Origin of the sequence: Rhodococcus sp. JVH1, from assembly GCF_000280725.2 — a bacterium.
GTDB lineage: Bacteria > Actinomycetota > Actinomycetes > Mycobacteriales > Mycobacteriaceae > Rhodococcus_F > Rhodococcus_F jostii_A.
Map to the genome: position 1 here is coordinate 5,461,957 of NZ_CP166289.1, position 17,739 is coordinate 5,479,695.

14 protein-coding genes are annotated in these 17,739 nt (G+C 67.3%); 4 read left to right on the plus strand and 10 right to left on the minus strand.

Features of this window, described 5'->3' with window-relative positions; translation table 11 throughout:
• Positions 1-87: 87 nt before the first annotated feature.
• Positions 88-1,095 carry an NAD(P)H-dependent glycerol-3-phosphate dehydrogenase gene (locus JVH1_RS25300; RefSeq protein ID WP_009475061.1) on the minus strand — a complete coding sequence of 336 codons (1,008 nt, stop codon included), beginning with the start codon at positions 1,093-1,095 and terminating at the stop codon, positions 88-90.
• Positions 1,096-1,201: 106 nt separating this feature from the next.
• Here JVH1_RS25300 and JVH1_RS25305 point away from each other — a divergent pair, with 106 nt between their 5' ends.
• Positions 1,202-1,870 carry a hypothetical protein gene (locus JVH1_RS25305; RefSeq protein WP_009475060.1) on the plus strand — a complete coding sequence of 223 codons (669 nt, stop codon included), beginning with the start codon at positions 1,202-1,204 and terminating at the stop codon, positions 1,868-1,870.
• An 8-nt stretch (positions 1,871-1,878) separates the two neighbouring features.
• Here the strand turns inward: JVH1_RS25305 and JVH1_RS25310 are convergent, their stop codons facing one another.
• Positions 1,879-3,195, minus strand: a complete 1,317-nt coding sequence (locus JVH1_RS25310; RefSeq protein WP_009475059.1) for an HNH endonuclease signature motif containing protein — start codon at positions 3,193-3,195, stop codon at positions 1,879-1,881.
• Between the two features lie 237 nt (positions 3,196-3,432).
• Between JVH1_RS25310 and JVH1_RS25315 the strand changes: the two genes are divergently transcribed.
• On the plus strand, positions 3,433-4,065 hold the full coding sequence (locus JVH1_RS25315) for a DUF3592 domain-containing protein (protein WP_009475057.1): 633 nt from the start codon (positions 3,433-3,435) through the stop codon (positions 4,063-4,065).
• Here JVH1_RS25315 and JVH1_RS25320 read toward each other — a convergent pair.
• Positions 4,046-4,882, minus strand: coding sequence for a class I SAM-dependent methyltransferase (locus JVH1_RS25320; RefSeq protein ID WP_016882620.1), 837 nt, complete (start codon positions 4,880-4,882; stop codon positions 4,046-4,048). The genes JVH1_RS25315 and JVH1_RS25320 overlap by 20 nt on opposite strands.
• A gap of 103 nt (positions 4,883-4,985) precedes the next feature.
• Positions 4,986-7,688, minus strand: coding sequence for a LuxR family transcriptional regulator (locus tag JVH1_RS25325; protein WP_009475055.1), 2,703 nt, complete (start codon positions 7,686-7,688; stop codon positions 4,986-4,988).
• Between the two features lie 122 nt (positions 7,689-7,810).
• Between JVH1_RS25325 and JVH1_RS25330 the strand changes: the two genes are divergently transcribed.
• Both JVH1_RS25330 and JVH1_RS25335 read left to right on the plus strand, forming a co-directional pair.
• Positions 7,811-9,745 carry a 2-oxoacid:acceptor oxidoreductase subunit alpha gene (locus JVH1_RS25330; RefSeq protein ID WP_009475054.1) on the plus strand — a complete coding sequence of 645 codons (1,935 nt, stop codon included), beginning with the start codon at positions 7,811-7,813 and terminating at the stop codon, positions 9,743-9,745.
• Positions 9,746-9,750: 5 nt separating this feature from the next.
• A complete protein-coding gene (locus JVH1_RS25335) occupies positions 9,751-10,818 on the plus strand; it encodes a 2-oxoacid:ferredoxin oxidoreductase subunit beta (protein ID WP_011595129.1) in 1,068 nt (355 codons plus the stop codon).
• Here JVH1_RS25335 and JVH1_RS25340 read toward each other — a convergent pair.
• The 6 genes from JVH1_RS25340 to JVH1_RS25365 all read right to left on the minus strand — a co-directional run bounded on the left by JVH1_RS25340 (position 10,794) and on the right by JVH1_RS25365 (position 17,738).
• Positions 10,794-12,146 carry an aromatic acid/H+ symport family MFS transporter gene (locus tag JVH1_RS25340; protein ID WP_009475052.1) on the minus strand — a complete coding sequence of 451 codons (1,353 nt, stop codon included), beginning with the start codon at positions 12,144-12,146 and terminating at the stop codon, positions 10,794-10,796. The two genes, JVH1_RS25335 and JVH1_RS25340, sit on opposite strands and share 25 nt — an antisense overlap.
• 146 nt (positions 12,147-12,292) lie before the next feature.
• Entirely contained in the window at positions 12,293-13,087 is a 795-nt protein-coding gene (locus JVH1_RS25345; protein ID WP_009475050.1) for a 1,6-dihydroxycyclohexa-2,4-diene-1-carboxylate dehydrogenase, read from the minus strand.
• Entirely contained in the window at positions 13,084-14,622 is a 1,539-nt protein-coding gene (benC, locus tag JVH1_RS25350) for a benzoate 1,2-dioxygenase electron transfer component BenC (protein ID WP_009475049.1), read from the minus strand. Before benC ends, JVH1_RS25345 begins: the two co-directional genes overlap by 4 nt.
• A gap of 36 nt (positions 14,623-14,658) precedes the next feature.
• Complete coding sequence (benB, locus tag JVH1_RS25355) at positions 14,659-15,168, minus strand: benzoate 1,2-dioxygenase small subunit (protein ID WP_009475048.1); 510 nt, start codon at positions 15,166-15,168, stop codon at positions 14,659-14,661.
• Between the two features lie 14 nt (positions 15,169-15,182).
• Entirely contained in the window at positions 15,183-16,559 is a 1,377-nt protein-coding gene (benA, locus tag JVH1_RS25360) for a benzoate 1,2-dioxygenase large subunit (protein ID WP_009475047.1), read from the minus strand.
• A 183-nt stretch (positions 16,560-16,742) separates the two neighbouring features.
• Positions 16,743-17,738 carry a 2Fe-2S iron-sulfur cluster-binding protein gene (locus JVH1_RS25365; RefSeq protein WP_009475046.1) on the minus strand — a complete coding sequence of 332 codons (996 nt, stop codon included), beginning with the start codon at positions 17,736-17,738 and terminating at the stop codon, positions 16,743-16,745.
• Position 17,739 lies beyond the last annotated feature (1 nt).

Here is a 17,739-nt window from a genome sequence, read left to right on the forward strand (position 1 = left end):
GTGCCTCCATTCAGGAGTCTGCCCCAGTTTTCTAGGAGATTGCTTAGAAACGTCTAGATAGTGCTACTTCCGGTTGCAGTTGTGCGGTCACGCCACCTCGTGCTCTCCGCCGGCAGCGACTTTCCGCAGGCCACGATAGGCGCCTTCCGGCGTCTGCCGACCCGCGACCACCGCCTCGACCTCGGCGGCAATGGGCATCTCCACGTTGTAGTCGCGGGCCAGTTCCATCACGGTGGGGGCCGTCTTCACGCCCTCGGCCACCTGCCCCAACTTGGCGACCGCCTCGTCGACCGTCATGCCGCGGGCGATGTACTCGCCCACCCGCCGGTTACGCGAACTCGGGCTCATACAGGTGGCGATCAGGTCTCCGACCCCGGTGAGTCCCGCGAACGTCCGCGGGTTCGCGCCCATCGCCTCACCCAGCCGGGTCATCTCGGCCAACCCTCGCGCCAGGACCATCGCGCGCGTGTTGTCGCCGACGTCCAGTCCGTCGGCCATCCCCGAGGCGATGGCCACGATGTTCTTCAGCACGCCGCCGAGTTCGCAGCCCAGCACATCGGTGTTCCGGTACACCCGGAACACGGCGGACGCGAACAACGGCTGCAAGGCGGTGGCCACCCGGACGTCCTGGGTGGCAACGACCGACGCGGCCGCCAGTCCGTCCACGATCTCCCGCGCAATATTCGGGCCCGCGAGAAGCCCGACCGGATGCCCGGGCAGGCACTCGGCGATCACCTCGGTGGGTCGCAGCCGCGTTCCCGGCTCCAGCCCCTTCGCCAGAGACAGCACCGGCACCCACGCCCGCACCTCGTTGGCGATCTGGGCGAGGGTGCTGCGGACCGCGTGCGACGGCACCCCGACCACGAGAACGTCGGCTTCGTGGGCCGCTTCGACCAGGTCGGCTGTGGAGCGCATGGAGTCGGGGAGCGGGCGGTCGCCGAGGTAGCGGGAGTTGCGGTGCTCGTTGTTGATCTCGTCGGCCGTATCCGAGTTCCGCGCCCACAGCAGGGTCGGTGTGTTGTGGGCGGCGAGACCTGCCACCGTTGTCCCCCACGAGCCGGCGCCGAGCACGACGACGCGTACCGGGCGGGCCATTACCGGTCACCCATCGAGTTGATGCTGTCCATGACCTCAAGCCTGGCACTTGCCGGGCGTTCACGAAGCTGATTCGGCAAGTCCCGGTGGCCGCTAGCATCCATTCATGCGTGGACGAATTGCAGGACTTGCGGCGTGTGTCGGTGTGCTCGTCTCCATGGCAGCAGGTGAAGCGCACGCCGCGCCCCCGCCGCTCGGCGACGTGGCGGCAGTGCGAGCCGCCCTCCAGTCGGCCGCCATGCCGACCAGCACTCGCACCGCGCAGTCGATCACGACCACCATTGAGCGCGTCGCCGCCGGTACACCGCGCTACAACTACTTCCCCCGATCGGTTCATCTCGTCGAGGGCGCAGCCCAACCGTTCCTGTACGACACCACCGCTGCCGACTGCCTCCCTGCAGGCTTCGGTGAGCAGAACGATTCGGTCGGTATCGCTCGCGCGATAGCAGGCCCCGCCGTCGACGAGAACCTTCCTGTCCCAGTCATTCCGCCGGGGAAGGTCAATGTCTTCTTCAGCGGGTTGAACACGGCAATGTCGTCGCCACTGCAGGGCGACCTCGTCGAGGTCGCCTGGCTGAACCTCACCACCATGCAGTCGGGGCGAGCGCCGCTGTATCAGGAGCGGCCGGCCGATTACATCGTCACGCTGTCCAATACCCTCGAGACAGGCAGGGGCACAATCGTGTTCGTCGTCTTCGGGAGCATCCTCGACAACACCAGCCGGGCATTGCCGCCATGTGATTACGCCCCGGTGGTCGGCGTCGTCCAGGCATGATCGCGCTGTCACGACGCACGCACGTGTGCGATGAGCATCGCCTCGACCTCCGACTGCCGCGCTGCGGCCGGGAGCGGCGGGGCCGCCGACCGGTAGTGGTGCCCGGTCGGGGTGCCCAGGTCGAGGAGATGGGTGCGGCCAGGGCGGTGTATCGGGCGGGCCGTCCACCCCGGTGCCTCCTTCGCATAATTGCACGCCTCACACAGCCCGGACCCGTTGTGCACGCTGGTCGCCCCGTGCTTTCGGCGTGACCGGATGTGGTCGTGGTGCCGGATCGGCGCGTCACACCAAGGGGTGCGGCACGTCCGATCCCTCAGGTCGATCAGCTTTCGCAGGCCCTTCGGGAACGTGCGCGACTGCGACTCCATCGCCGTCAACGCACCTGACTGCGGGCACGAATACACCCGCCGCAACGACGTCTCCGCGTCGGCATCGACAGAATCGGCCACCAACTGCCGCGCGATTGCCGCCGGCACCGGCCCGAACCCCTGCAACTGCGCCGCCTCGTGCCCGCCCGCCAGCAGGGTCTCGTCCGAGAGCACCAGATTCACCGCCACTGGAACACCACTAGCAGCGGCCCGGCCGGTGCCGCGGTCGAACAACAGATCCACCATCAGCTGATTGCGGGTGCGGCCACGGCTGTTCCCGGTCGCGATGAGACTGTCCGCGTCCCGTCCCAGCGTGGCCTGCAGGCAGATCGCCTGTTCGACCGGCATCAGCACGCTCAGGTAGGCCATCGAGTCCGGCGCCGGCCGTGTCGTGACCCGACGCTCCGACACCGCTTTGCGATGCCGGGCCACGACCGCCGCGGCATCGAGTTCCACCGCCAATGCTTTCGCCCGTGCGATCAGACCGCGGTCGCCGGCGCCGTCGAGTGTGGCCGGGTCCGAGCACAACCGGCGGTCCACGATCGCCCGATCGGCCGCGGACAGGCAGGCTGTTTCGCGCACTAGCAGGGTGGCTCGCCATTCGTTCAGCCGGCCGGTCTGCAACATCGCCAGGGTGTGCGGCATCTCGTGCACCAGAGCCTGCGCAAAACCCAGATGCCGGCCGCCGCGGTTCGGGGATTCCCTGCGCGCCAACGCAATCTGCGAGGCGATGCCGCGGTCCCACTCCGCCCGCGGCAACCCGGCAGCCTTGCGGTCCGCGCGGATACTCGTGGCGACGTCGTCGGTGATCACCGCCTGCGCCGCGCACCCGACCGATTTCAACGTCTCGATCGCGTCGAGCAGATCGATGCCCAATCCCGAGTCGCCACTTGCCGCCTCGGCACATTGCAACCGCGCCGTGAATGCGCGCAATTCCTCGAGAAGTAATGCCCCCACAACCAACCTCCCCCAAGGTCGTTCGAATGCATGTTCGACTCTAGCAACCCGGTCCGGACCGGGCAATACCCAAGTTGCCGACTGGGTAACGTGTGCGTGGTCGGGGTGGAGGGGGAGGGCGATGACCCAGCGGGTCGAGTCGAAGTGGCGCAAGAGCATCTGGATGGACGTGACGGTCACGCGGCCGCCCGGTGCGCCATCACTCGAGTTCATCGCCACCACACCTGGCGTCGAGCCGTGAGCATCATCGACCCGGCCGACCGACGGGGTGCCACCAAGCTCGGCCGGCGTCCGTCCGCGAAGAAGGCGGCGGCCGTGCTGGTGATGTTGTTCGTCGCCGGCGCGGCGATCGGTTACGCACTGTCCTTTCTTGCTGCAGGCGGGTTGCATTGGCAGAGGTTGGGGGCGTTCCTCGTCGGTTGTCCGCTCACCTTGCTCGGGCTGATCAGCTGGATCAGCATGTGCGTCAAGTACGGTCGCGGAGGTCTGCTGTACGGTCCGACGACCGCTGTTCTCGGGTTCGGTGCGGTGTTGACGGCGTTGGCTGCCGCGACCTCCGTCCGCCGCGGGCGACGCCGACGGGAAGCGGCACGCACGGTGCGATCGGGAACGCCGACGGTGGGGACCGTGACGGGCAAGGGGTATCGCGACTTCACGCCGCGCCCGTTCGGTCCGAGCACGATCCTGACAGTCGTGACGTTCACGTTCGTCGACGCGAACAATGTGCAGCGCTGGGTCCGGCGGCAAATGCTGATCAGCAGCGACGCACCGGTCGTCGACGGTCAGACGACGACGATCTGGTACGACGCTGCCGACCCGGGCAACGAGAGCACGATCGTGGTCGACCTCGCTACCACTTCCGCGCGGTGAGGAGGAGGTACTCCCAGTTCATCACGGTGCCGCCGGTGCCGTGGTCGAAACGGCGTGCGAGGTCGGCGAGTTCGTGATCCAGCGCGGCGACCCGGGCGGGGTCGTCGGCGATGTTCCGGTACACGGCGATGGTCGGACCGTAGTGGGATTTGAAGTAGTCACGGAAGTCCTCCGGCGACCGGAATTGATCGATGCGCACGGTGTGCCGGGTTGCCACGACGTCGGTGACGCGATGGCCGAACAATGCCCGGACGTGTTCCTCGCGACCCCACAGTGGCGGGGGCTGCGCGCCCGGAGGGGGCGGGGGTGCATACGGTTTCATCGTTGCGAACATCTGGCCGATGAAGCCTTCGGGTGTCCAGCTGAGTAGACCGATCGTTCCTCCCGGCCGGCAGACGCGGACGAGTTCGTCGGCGCTCGCCTGATGGTGCGGGGCGAACATGACGCCGACGCACGACAGCACGGTGTCGAACTCGTTGTCGGCGAACGGCATGGCCTCGGCGTCGGCCTCGCGCCACTCCACCCCGGCTCCGAGTTCGGCGGCCCGGCGGCGTCCGGCGTCGAACAGTTCGGGGGTGAGGTCACTGGCCACGACGCTCGCGCCGGACAGCGCCGCGGGGATGGCGGCGTTGCCTGAGCCTGCCGCGACGTCGAGAACACGGTCACCGGGCCTGACCCGGCTTGCGCGGACCAGGGCGGGCCCGAGGCCGGCGATGATCTCGGTGGCCAGGGCGGGGTAGTCGCCGAGAGCCCACATGGCGCGGTGTTTGTTCTTCAGGTCGCGGTCGGCTTGGACTGCGTCGATCGTGTCATCCATTTCGGTACTCCGGCGGGTCGGCTGCATCGGTCGAGATCCAGCCTGGCCGGACGGCGGTGCCCGGAACAGGCACCCTCGGGTTAGGTTCCCGTCACCTCGGCTGTCAGTCCTGCTCGCGGAACTGCGCCGCGAGTTCGCTGCGCGAGCGGATGCCGAGCTTCGCGTAGACCCGGGTGAGGTGGTACTGCACGGTCTTGACGGACAGGAACAGTTCGCCCGCCGCCTCCTTGTTGCTGGCTCCGCCGGCGACGAGTTCGGTCACGGCCCGTTCCTGCGGAGTCAGTTCCTCGAGTGTGAACCGGCTGCGTTTGAGGTTGAGGCCGCCCGCCTTGAGTTCGCGGTCGCACCGCTGCACGTAGGACGTGGCTCCGAGCGCGAAATATCCCTCCCGGGCAGCCTGCATGACGGCGTCCGCTTCACGCCGCTTGCCTGCCCGGCGCAAAGTCTGGCCGTACGCGAAGTTCACGCGTGCCCGATCGTAGGGGAGGGGAAGGGTGTCGAGGTGCGTCAACGCCGTCTCGAACACGTCCCGGGCGGCATCGATGTCGCCACGCGCACCGGCGACGCGACCGCGGGCATAACCGAGACGAGCCATCGCCGACCGGTGCCCGCGCTCCGCGGCGCGTTCCTCGTGCGGGGTGAGGAAGGCATCTGCGTCGTCGACGCGACCGGCCATCACGAGCGCGTTCGCGTAGACGTCGGGCCACTGCCAGAAGCCGGGCTCGTCGATGCCCTCCCGCGGGTGCAGGCGGGTGAGAGGCTCGAGCGCCCTGATCACGGCGGCGTAGTCGGCCTGCACTTCGGCGCACTGGGCGCGGGCCAGGGAGGACGGTATGAACATCATCGGGTAGTCGTGCGAACTCGCCGCCGCGAGGCGGAGGTGCTCCTGCGCGGCGGGCCAGTTTCCGCGCAGCGCGTGTGTCTGTGCGCCGGTCCAGTGCACGAGGGGCCGGACGAGGTCGAGCGCGGCGTCCTCGAGCTGGTGTGCCGCACGGTCGACCGTGGCGATCGCGCCGCTCCAGTCACCGAGGGCGAATTGCGTTCGCGCCAGCCAGGCCTGCGCCCACAACGAGATGCGGGTCGAGCCCATCCGGAAGGCCGTGGGGACGGCGCTCTCGAGTTCCTGACGCGCCGATTCGGGATCGTCCAGCGCCAGGTCGAGCCAGCCCCTGGCCATGTCGAAGCGCTGGGATTGGGCACCGAGGGCGATCTTCGTGGACAGCGTGTCGTAGGCGGCCCGTGCCTCCACGATCCGACCCGTGGCGGCGAGTCCGAGTCCCATGATCGCCGCGGATTCGACGGCCGACGGATCGCCCGGATCGACGAGAGCTACGGCCCGGCTGGCCCATTCGACGAGGTCCGGTCCGTGCCAGCGGACGAGGGAGTCCAGGACGCGGCGCTGGCAGATCAGCGCGGCGGTGGCCGGATCGGTATCGGGGTCGCATGCGGTCCACGACTGGGTGAGCAGCAGATCGGCTTCCGCGGGTCGTCCTCGGAGGATGGCGAGGTAGCCGAGTACGGCGTCGCGTAACGGACTTTCGGGGAAGCTCTCGATCTCCGGCGCGAAGGCCAGTGCCTGGGGAAGGTTGCTGGCGCCGACGAGAGCGTCGACGGCCCGGATGAGGCGTTGTTCGCGTTCGCCGCGGTCCGCGGTGAGGCGGCTCGACTTGATCAATGCGTCCGCGACGGTCGACCACGCCCCGACGGTCGCCCTCTGCGCAGAGTAGGTGTCCAGTTCGTCCGCGAGCGCCGGATCGGCGAACGGGGCGGCTGCGGCGCGATGGTCCAGTCGCCTGCCCTCGTCCTCGACGATCCGTGCGGCATGATCGTGCAGGTCACGCAGCCGGATGGGCCCGAGGCTGCGGTAGACGGCGGCCCGGGTCAGCGGCGACGGGAAGGTCAGCACGGTCACGCCGCGATGCTCGCCGACGGTGAGGAGGCCGATCCGATGGATTTCGTCGAGCGCTTCCACCGGGTTCTCGATGGCGGCGAGCGCGGCAGCGTCGGCGAATCGGGGATCCCCGGCGAGTACCGCCGCCGATTCGACGAGGGCCCGGGCAGGCGCCGAGCACGCGGACAGTTGTGACTGCACTTTCGCGGCGAACGTGCGGGGTACGGGGAGCACCGGCTGCCACTGGCTCCACGCGCTGGGATCGACTTCCTGCAGAAGTTGCGTGAGGTGCCGCGGATTCCCGCCCGTGTGCTGAACGAGCTGGTGCGCCACCGGGGCCGGAAGGTCGATATGCGCAAGGGTATTCGCAAGTCTGCGGGTGTCGGACGCGTCGAGCGGACGGACGTGGAGCCGATGCCTGCGATGCCGGTCGAGGAGGTCGAGGACGTCCGCAGGAACACCGTCGGGAGGTTCCGAATTCGTGACGAGGACGATCATCGCCGGTCGGTCGAGCAGGTGCACGGCGGAGGTCAGCGCCTGCAGTGAGGCGAGGTCTGCCCAGTGCGCATCGTCGAGCACGAAGACGAACGGCGCGTCACCAGCAGGCGGATCCACCGCCGCGACGAGTTCGCGGGCGACGTCCAGGGGGTCCTTCGACGTGACTGCCGCACCGAGGAGCTGTTCGGCGACGCCGAAGGGATGGCCCGACGCCCACGGGGCGCAGACCGCGGAGAACGCCGGCAGGTCGGGATGCGCCGCGAGGAAGTGCTCCACCAGAGTGGTCTTGCCGATGCCCGGCACGCCTTCGACGACCACGACGACGGGCGCGTTCTCGCCCGCCTCACGCAGGATCGACTCTAGTTCGGCGAGTTCGCGGGAACGCCCGACGAGCTCGATGTTCCCCGGGTCACTCACACCACTCACCGTATCGCGACGCCTGATTTCGGCGTGTTCCTGGCGAAAACTGGGAACGCTTGTACCGTGAGGTTAGAAGCTGCTGGTCAGAACGACTACGAGTCGAAGGATTCGGTGCATTCATGACGACGGAGGTTAACTCCACGAAGCTGGAACGGGTGGCGATCCGCTTTGCCGGAGACTCCGGCGACGGCATGCAGTTGACCGGCGACCGGTTCACGTCTGAGGCGGCGGCGTTCGGCAACGACCTCGCCACCCAGCCCAACTTCCCCGCCGAGATCCGGGCGCCTCAGGGCACCCTCCCCGGGGTGTCGTCGTTCCAGATCCAGATCGCGGACTACGACATCCTCACCGCCGGCGACCGACCGGACGTCCTGGTCGCCATGAATCCGGCGGCGTTGAAGGCGAACCTGGACGATCTGCCGCGGGGCGGCATGATCATCGTGAACACGGACGAGTTCACCAAACGGAATCTCGCGAAGGTCGGATACGCCACGAGCCCCCTCGACGACGACTCCCTCGAGGACTACGTGGTGCATCCGGTAGCGATGTCGACGTTGACGGTCGGCGCGGTGGAACCCGCCGGATTGAGCCGGAAGGACGGCGAGCGGGCGAAGAACATGTTCGCGCTCGGACTGCTGTCGTGGATGTACAACCGTCCCACCCACAGCATCGAGCGGTTCCTGCAGACCAAGTTCGCAGCGAAGCGGCAGATCGCGGAGGGCAACCTGCTCGCGTTCAAGGCCGGGTGGAACTACGGGGAGACGACGGAGAGTTTCGCGACCACCTACGAGGTGTCCGCGGCGACGCTCCCACCGGCCACGTACCGCCAGGTCACCGGGAACACGGCCCTGGCCTACGGGGTGGTGACCGCGGGACGGCTGGCGTCGCGGGACGTCTTCCTCGGCACCTATCCGATCACCCCGGCATCGGACATCTTGCACGAGCTGAGCAAGCACCGGAATCTCGGCGTCACCACGTTCCAGGCGGAGGACGAGATCGCCGGAATCGGCGCGGCGCTGGGCGCGTCGATCGGGGGTGCGCTCGGCGTGACGAGCACGTCCGGACCCGGACTGGCGTTGAAGAGCGAAGCCATCGGGCTGGCGGTGATGACGGAGGTCCCGCTGCTCGTCATCGATGTCCAGCGCGGTGGCCCGTCCACTGGGCTCCCGACGAAGACCGAACAGTCGGACCTGTTGCAGGCGATGTACGGGCGCAACGGCGAGTCTCCGGTCGCCGTGATCGCGCCGCGCTCACCCGCGGACTGTTTCGATGCCGCGGTCGAGGCCGCCCGGATCGCGTTCACGTACCGCACACCGGTGCTACTGCTGTCGGACGGCGCCATCGCCAACGGCAGCGAACCGTGGGCCATCCCGGACGTGTCCGAACTGGACCGGATCGACCCCGGCTGCGACACGGCACCACCGGTGGACGGCGAGTTCGCACCGTACGCACGCGATCGGGAGACGCTCGCCCGTGCCATGGCGATACCGGGAACGCCCGGGCTCGAACACCGCATCGGCGGACTCGAGAAGGCCGACGGCAGCGGCGACATCTCCTACGATCCCGCCAACCACGACCTCATGGTGCGGTTGCGCCAGGCCAAGATCGACGGAATCGACGTTCCCGACGCGGTCGTCGACGACCCGTCGGGTGAGGCCGACCTGCTGCTCGTCGGGTGGGGCAGCTCGTACGGACCCATCGGCGAGGCCTGCCGGCGTGCTCGCCGTGAGAGCAAGAAGGTGGCCCACGTGCACGTGCGCAACATCAACCCGCTGCCCGCCAATCTCGGTGCGGTGCTGCGCAGCTACGGGACCGTCGTCGCACCGGAGATGAATCTGGGCCAGCTCGCGATGATTCTCCGCTCGAGGTTCCTCGTCGACGTGCACTCGGTGACCAAGGTGCAGGGGCTCGCCTTCCTCGGCGATGAACTGCACGAGGTGATCGATTCCGCGCTGGCCGGAACGTTGCGTGAGCACGAGCTCGCGAAGACCGCCGACGCGCTCGCGTCGGCTACCTACCGATCGACCGGACCCCGGCAGGAGGAATCGGTGTGACACGGATGATCAGTCGTGTCGGTGCGGATCTGGGCCTGAGCGCCACCGCGCACGTGCCCAGGACTGACGAACCGCAGAAGGCCAAGGACTTCACGACGGACCAGGAGGTCCGTTGGTGTCCGGGGTGCGGCGATTACGTCATCCTCGCCACGATCCGAAGTTTCCTGCCGGAGTTGGGACTCCGACGCGAGAATCTGATGTTCGTCTCCGGCATCGGATGCTCGAGCCGGTTCCCGTACTACCTGGACACGTACGGCCTGCACTCGATCCACGGTCGTGCGCCCGCCATCGCGACGGGTCTCGCGGTGACGCGCCCCGACCTGTCGGTGTGGGTGGTGACCGGCGACGGCGACGCACTGTCGATCGGGGGCAACCATCTCATCCACGCCCTGCGGAGGAACGTCAACATGACGATCCTGTTGTTCAACAACAGGATCTACGGGCTGACCAAGGGGCAGTACTCGCCGACGTCGGAGGTCGGCAAGGTCACCAAGTCGACTCCGCTGGGGTCGGTGGACCACCCGTTCAACACACTGTCCCTCGCGCTGGGAGCCGAGGCCACCTTCGCGGCCCGCGCCATGGACTCGGACCGCAAGGGGCTGACGGAGGTGCTGCGGCAGGCTGCGGCCCACCGCGGCACGTCGTTCGTGGAGATCTACCAGGACTGCCCGATCTTCAACGACGGCTCGTTCGACGTCCTACGCAAGGACGGTTCCGAGCAGCGCCTCATCCCGCTGACCCACGGCGAGCCGATCGTCTTCGGCGGAGCAGGCGAATACTGCGTCGTCCGATCGGGTTTCGGTCTGAAGGTGGTTGCGACCGCCGACGTCGACCGGGACGACATCGTCGTGCACGACGCCCACACCGACGACCCCGACTACGCGTACGCACTGTCGAGGCTCTCCGACCAGGACCTCACCCACACCGTGACCGGTGTGTTCCGCAGCGTCACGCGGGACACGTACGACGACATGGTGCGCCTGCAGAACGAGATCGCGCAGGAGAAGGACCCCGTCGACGACGGCTCGCTGCAGCGACTGCTGACCGGTCACGACACCTGGACGGTGGAGTAGGCGGCTGCCGGCGCAGCGCGGGTGACCCGTGCGCGCGGAACGAAGAATGTCACGATCCCGCCCAGGACGGCGATGCCCGCGAAGACGTAGAACGCCACCTGGCTGCTGATTCCGGCGCTGATCAGTGCTCCGCCGATCAGGGGGCCGAAGATGCCGCCCAGCCGGCCGAATCCGGCGCACCAGGCCACCCCGGCGCCGCGCGCGGACGTCGAGTAATAGTTGGAGACGAAGCCGTAGATCAGGACCTGGGTGCCGATGGTGCCGACTCCGGCGACGGCGACGGACGCGAGGAGCACCGGGAGCGGGAATCCGAGCGTCAGCAGGATCAGGGCCAGCGCGGCGAGACCGAACGTCGTGGCGACGACGCGTTGCGGTCCGATGCCGTCGGCGACCTTGGAGGCAATCAGGCCGCCGAGGATCGCGCCGCCGTTGAGGACGAGCAGGAACGACAGCGAACCCTTCGCGTTGAAACCGGCGTCTTCCATGATCTTCGGAAGCCACGTGTTGAGTCCGTACGTGAGCAGCAGACCGGAGAAGCTCATCATTCCGAGAAGAGCAGTGCCCCAGGCGTAACGGCGCGTCGCGAGTGCGGCGAAGCCGACCTTCTCGACCGACGCCCGTTCCGCGGCGATCTCGTCGGCGTCGGGCATCGGGATGCCGGTGCGTTCGGAGATGCGGCGTGCCTTGTCCTCGTGGCCGCGGGCGACGAGCCACTTCGGCGACTCGGGCAGCTTCACGAGAGCCAGCGGAAGCAGGATCACGATGGGCAGTGCGCCGATCCAGAAGAGGCCGCGCCAGCCGATCGTGTCGCGCAGGACGATCGCGAGGAGGGAGGCGAGCACCCCGCCGGCGGGGACGCCGCTGTAGACGATGGCGTTGTACAGGTTTCGCTTCCCGGGCGGTGCGAACTCCGCCACCATCGCCCCGGCAGTGGCGACGAGGCCACCGACTCCGATGCCGGTGAAGAATCGCAGCAGGCCGAACATGGTCACATTGGTGGCCAGCGCGGCGAGTCCCATTCCGATGGAGAACCAGACGATGTTGACGAGCATCATGCGCCGCCGGCCGAGGTAGTCGCCGACGGCGCCGGCGGTCAGTGCGCCCACCATGACCCCGATCAGCGCGTACGAGCCCAGCGCCCCGGCCTGCTGCGCGGAGATCTCCCCGAGTTCGCCGGGATCGTTCATCAACGTCGGGAGGATGGTGCCGTACACGACCAGGTCGTAGCCGTCGAAGATGATCGCGATCGTGGCGATCGCGACGACCCACGTGACGGCACTACGGTGTCTCGGACTTGCCCAGGTTTCGGGGGTGGTGGATGGGTTCATGGTAATCTCCGCTCGGTGGGTGTGACGGGGAACCGGGTAGTACTCGTAAGTGCGCTGTGTCACAATCGAATTCGGCTAAAGAAATGCCCCAACGGCGAGACGATGCAATGCGCCCCGCCGATGAGGCGGTCGAGATCTGTGGGCTGCTAGCCGAGGTCGCCACCGGCGACGGGCAGCACCGTCCCGGTGATATAGGTGGCCTCGTCGGAGGCCAGGAAGACGATGGCCGCGGCCTGCTCGTCCAGCGTTCCGTACCGCTTCAGCAGGGACGAGTCGACGGTCTGGTCGACGATCTGCTGGTACCAGGCCTTTTCCTGGTCGGTCTCAGCGCCGGGACCGCGGGGAACACGGCGAGCGGGCGCCTCGGTGCCGCCGGGAGCGGTGGCGACCACACGGATTCCGTACTGCGCGGCTTCGAGAGCCAGGGAGGCGGTGAGGGCGTTGACCCCGCCCTTCGACGCCGCGTAGGGCACGCGGTTGACGCCCCGCGTGGCCACCGAGGACACGTTGACGATGGTGCCCGACTGCTGCGCGATCAGGTGGGGGAGGACGGCGCGGCACGTCCACAGGGTCGGGAACAGCGACCGCTGCACCTCCGCCTGGATCTGCTCCGCCGTGTAGTGCTCGTACGGCTTGGCCCAGATGGTGCCGCCGACGTTGTTGATCAGTACGTCCAGCCGGCCGTGCTGCTGCCGCGCCTCGTCGATCGCCGCCTCGGCGTCGGCGAACTGTTCCAGGTCGGCGGTGATGCTGTGCGCGTCGGTGCCGTTCTCGCGCAACCCCTTCGCGACCTCGTGGACGATTTCGGCCCGGTCGATCAGGATCAGCGACGCACCCTCGGCCGCGAGTCGGGTCGCGACCGTCAGGCCGATGCCCTGCGCTGCGCCGGTGACCGCGACGACCTTGCCGTCGAAGCGGTGCGGAGTGACGAGTCCGCTCATGCGACGGCACTCCTTTCGATGGCGCGGCACATGGTGGCCTTCGCGTGCGCGCTGTGGCTGACGATCAGGTCGTGGGCGGCGGCCCGGTCACCCTTCTCGAAGGCGGCGACGATGTCGAGGTGGTCGTGCTGGATATGCTCGTCCACCCAGTCCGCGGTGCGGAGCACCTTCGTCATGAGCTGCGTGACCTCCAGGCGGTTGTACGCCTCGAGGAGCACGTCGTTGGCGGTGCACCGGAACAGGAATTCGTGGAAGGCGGCGTTGGTGTCGGTGAACGCGCCGGCGTCCGTGAAGTGGTCGTTCTCGATCGATTCGCACGAGGTCTCGGCGAGGATCCGGTACTCGGACAGCTGTTCCTGCGTCATCCGGCCGATGGTCAGTTCCATCGCACCGAGTTCGAGCGCCATGCGGGCGTCGAACTGTGCGTCCGACTCGGACAGGGGCTGGTGTTCCTCGCCGATCTCGTACTCGGGGGCGGCCTCGACCGTCTCGGCCGCCGGCGGTGCGGACGCCTCGGACCCACTGGGCGTCGCCGCGTTGTTGAACTTCTCGAAGTAGAAGTTCGCCGGCGTGACGCCCTCCGACTTCAGGTGGTCGCGCACCGCCTCGACCATGGGAGGCGGACCGCACAGGTACACGTCCACATCGCCGTCGTTCAGGTGTGCGGGCTCGAACAGTCCGGTGACGTAACCCTTGTTCGGCGCACTGCTCGCCGGGTCGGACACACAGTAGTCGAACGTGAACTGGGGCAGGGACTTCGTGTATTCCTCGAGCTTGTCCAGTTCCACCAGGTCCGCGTCGGACGAGACACCGTAGACCAGGTGCACGGGGTGGTCGGCGGCGTCGGTGCGCATCTTGTCGAGGATCGACAGCAGCGGGGCCAGCCCGGTGCCGCCGGCCAGCAGCAGGGCGCGACGCTTCTGCTCGCGGAGGAAGAAGCTTCCCATCGGGCCGGTGAACTCGAGGGTGTCGCCGACCTGTGCGCGGCTGCGCAGGTACTCCGACATCAGGCCGCCGTCGGTTATCTTGACCAGGAACGACAGTTCCTTCGACGTGGGTCCGGTGCTGAACGAGTACGAGCGCGTCGCTTCGGTTCCGGGAACGGTGATGTTCACGTACTGGCCGGGGAGGAAGACGAGGTCGTCCCGGTTCGCGATCTCGATCGTGAACCCGATGGTGGTGTCGGAGAACTTGCGGATCTCCGTTACCGTCGACGTGAACGTGCCCGCGGCGGTCTTGGCGACGTCGGACGTGGTCGGGATCTGCAGTACCAGATCGCTTTCCGGCATCATCTGGCACGGAAGGCAGTAACCGTGCTCCGCCTCTTCGTCGGTGAGCGCTTCCTCGATGTAGTCGCCGCCGTCGTACGTGCCGGATTCGCAGAGCGACTTGCAGGTGCCGCACGCCCCGTCTCGGCAGTCGAGGGGAATGTTGATGCGCGCGCGGTAGGACGCGTCGGCGACCGTCTCGTCGCCGTCACACTTGATGAAGCGGGTGATCCCGTCCTCGAAACTCAGTGCAACTTGGAAAGTCATGGAAAACAGCTCGATTCGCGAAGAATGGGGAAGAAATCAGATGTGGTAGATGTCCACCACGTGGTGGATGTAGTCGTTCTTGAGCACGACCTTCTTCTTCAGGATCAGAGGCTGCTCACCGGAGAAATCGATGGTGTAGAACGAATTCCCGAAGTACGTGTCGACCGTGTTGTACCGGAAGTAGAGCGTGAACCAGTTGAACCGGACGTCCACGACGTCGCCGCGACGCTCGATGACCTCGACGTTCGAGATGTTGTGACCGGTGCGGGGTTCCGGCAGGCTCGTCGCGCTCGACCGGTCGGTCTTGATGCGGAACACCCGGTCCTCGATGCCACCACGGTTGGCGTAGTAGATCAGGGAGATCTCGGTCATCGGGTCGGTGGTCAGTTCACCGTCGTCGGCCCACGCCGGCATCCAGAACTCGGAGGCGGGGTGGTAGCACTCGATCCACTTCTCGAACTCGCGGTCGTCGAGGTAGCGGGCCTCACGGTAGAGGAACTGTTCGATGTCGTGCTGGGTGACAGTGCTTTCGGCTACTGCGGTCATGGTTCTCGTCTCCCTCAGCGGTTGTTCGCGGCAACGTCGGCGTCGAGCGCCTTGGTGAGCGCTTGCACCCAGTAGCCGTGCTGGATCGGGTACAGGCCCTCGTCCTCGGTCTTCACACCGCTGGAGATGGGGTTGATGCCGATCTTCTTCGCGTCCTCGTCGGGGCCCTGGAGTTGGTGGGTGACACCGCGGCTCAGGTCGTTGAACGGGGCGGCGCCGGCCTGGTACGTCTTCTGGCAGGAGCGGAACTCCTCGAGATCGTCCGGGGTGGCCATGCCGGTGGCGTTGAAGAAGTCCTCGTACTGGCGGATGCGGGCGGCGCGTGCCGTGCGGCTCTCACCCTTGGGGGCGATGCAGTAGATGGTGACCTCGGTCTTGTCGACGGAGATCGGACGGAAATGCCGGATCTGCGAACCGAACTGGTCCATCAGGTACACGTTCGGGTACAGGCACAGGTTGCGCGACACACCGATCATCCAGTCGGCGCGGTCCTCGCCGTACTCGGCGACGAGTTCGTCGCGACGCTCGTTGAGGGGACGGTTGGCGGGGTCGGCCCACTTGGTCCACAGCAGCAGGTGACCGTTGTCGAACGAGTAGTATCCGCCCTGCTGCTTCGACCACTTGCCGGCGTCCATCGCCTTCGTGGCGTTGGTGGACTCGCCCGACTCCCGGCGCGACGTGGTCGCGGCGTAGTTCCAGTGGGTGGCGGACACGTGGTAGCCGTCGGCACCGTTCTCGGTCTGCAGCTTCCAGTTGCCGTCGTAGGTGTAGGTGGACGCACCGCGCAGGACCTCGAGGCCGTCGGGCGACTGGTCGACGATCATGTCGATGATCTTCGTGGTGTCACCGAGGTGCTCCTCGAGCGGCGGGACGTCGGCATTGAGGCTGCCGAACAGGAAACCGCGGTAGTTCTCGAACCGCGCGACCTTGGTGAGGTCGTGGGAGCCGTCCTTGTTGAACTGTTCCGGGTAGCCGGCCTCACGCGGGTCCTTGACCTTGAGGAGCTTGCCGGAGTTGTTGAACGTCCAGCCGTGGAACGGGCAGGTGAACGTGGTCCGGTTGTCCGTCTTGCGCCTGCAGAGCATGGCGCCGCGGTGGCTGCACGCGTTCACCAGGGCGTTGAGTTCGCCCTCCTTGTTGCGGGAGATCACGATCGGCTGGCGGCCCATGTACGTGGTGAAGTAGTCGCCGACATTCGGGATCTGGCTTTCGTGGGCCAGGTAGATCCAGTTGCCCTCGAAGATGTGCTTCATCTCGAGTTCGAACAGGTCCTCGTCCGTGAATACGCTGCGTCGCACCTGGTAGCGGCCGGTTTCCGCGTCCTCGATGAGCGCGTCGGCCAGCTTGGCGCGCACGTCGTCGGACGGCGCTGTGTACAGGGTGTCAGTCATGGGATCCTCCAAGATCTCCGGGGGCTTGCGCCCTGCGAGGGCGCCCGGGTCCGGCAATGAATTCCACTCTTGCAGCCTGTGCGCTGCATCACACTAGGCATTTACCGAGTACTGACTAGGACGTGTCCGGCATGCGTACGCCGAGGCTCGGAGGGCCTCGGCGTACGCATCGGGGTGCGGTCGTCACGCGGCGGGCGTGAACTTCTCCCGGAAGATGCGTCGAGGAGCCATGCGCCGGCGCTTGAACGCCTTGACTCCGGCGTCGACCATCGCCGGCGGCCCGCACAGGTACCCGGCGTAGCCGCGACAGGTGTCGAAGTCCTCCACGAACGCGTCGGTGACGAAGCCCGTCCGGCCGGACCACGTCGAATCGCTCAGACACGGAACGTATCGGAACCCCGGGTGCGCGCGTTCCCACTCCCGAAACAGGTCGACGTCGTACAGGTCGGCTGCTTCCCGCACGCCGTGATAGAGGTGGATCGCGCGTTCCGGTGTGACCGTGAGTGCCTGGCGGACCATCGATTTCAGCGGGGCGAGCCCGGTTCCGCCGCCGAGCAGGATCATCGGACCCTCGTCCTCCGGATCGAGACGGAAGTCGCCGAGCGGCCCCGTCATCTCGACTCGCTCGCCGACGGACAGCGTGCCGAAGACCCAACCGTCCGTCGCGACTCCACCCGGTTGCCTGCGGATGTGGAACTCGAGCTGTTTCGACTCGCCCGGCGTGTTCGCCATCGAGTACTGGCGGCCGTGGTCGGTGCCGGGTACTCGCAGTTCGACGTACTGCCCCGCGGAGAATTCGAGCGGGCTGTCGAGCGTGACGAGAACCCGCCGCGTGTCACGGGCGACGTCCTCGATCGCACTCACGGTGCCGATGAGGTCCCGCAGGGCGTGGACGGTGCCCGCCGGCGCCGTGTCCAGGCGTTCCACCACGGTGTCACTGCACGGTGTGGCCTGGCAGGCCAGGGCGAAACCCTGCTCGCGGTCGGCCTGGGTGAGCGTGTCCTCGGGCGAACGCCCGTGATCGACCGATCCCGACACGACCCGCAGCTTGCACGTTCCGCACGTGCCCTGGTTGCACGAGTTCGGCATCCACACGCTGCCCCGGAGGAAAGCGTCGAGTATCGGCTGGTCGGGGCGGCATTCCACCCTGTCCGCGGCGACCGAAACGGTGAAGGTCACG

What these genes read in the sequence shown, in the direction of transcription:
- JVH1_RS25300 (WP_009475061.1), bottom strand. Translation starts at nt 1,095, where the DNA reads ATGGCCCGCCCGGTACGCGTCGTCGTGCTCGGCGCCGGCTCGTGGGGG.
- JVH1_RS25345 (WP_009475050.1), bottom strand. Translation starts at nt 13,087, where the DNA reads ATGAGCGGACTCGTCACTCCGCACCGCTTCGACGGCAAGGTCGTCGCG.
- JVH1_RS25335 (WP_011595129.1), top strand. Translation starts at nt 9,751, where the DNA reads ATGATCAGTCGTGTCGGTGCGGATCTGGGCCTGAGCGCCACCGCGCAC.
- benA (WP_009475047.1), bottom strand. Translation starts at nt 16,559, where the DNA reads ATGACTGACACCCTGTACACAGCGCCGTCCGACGACGTGCGCGCCAAG.
- benB (WP_009475048.1), bottom strand. Translation starts at nt 15,168, where the DNA reads ATGACCGCAGTAGCCGAAAGCACTGTCACCCAGCACGACATCGAACAG.
- JVH1_RS25340 (WP_009475052.1), bottom strand. Translation starts at nt 12,146, where the DNA reads ATGAACCCATCCACCACCCCCGAAACCTGGGCAAGTCCGAGACACCGT.
- benC (WP_009475049.1), bottom strand. Translation starts at nt 14,622, where the DNA reads ATGACTTTCCAAGTTGCACTGAGTTTCGAGGACGGGATCACCCGCTTC.
- JVH1_RS25305 (WP_009475060.1), top strand. Translation starts at nt 1,202, where the DNA reads ATGCGTGGACGAATTGCAGGACTTGCGGCGTGTGTCGGTGTGCTCGTC.
- JVH1_RS25330 (WP_009475054.1), top strand. Translation starts at nt 7,811, where the DNA reads ATGACGACGGAGGTTAACTCCACGAAGCTGGAACGGGTGGCGATCCGC.
- JVH1_RS25320 (WP_016882620.1), bottom strand. Translation starts at nt 4,882, where the DNA reads ATGGATGACACGATCGACGCAGTCCAAGCCGACCGCGACCTGAAGAAC.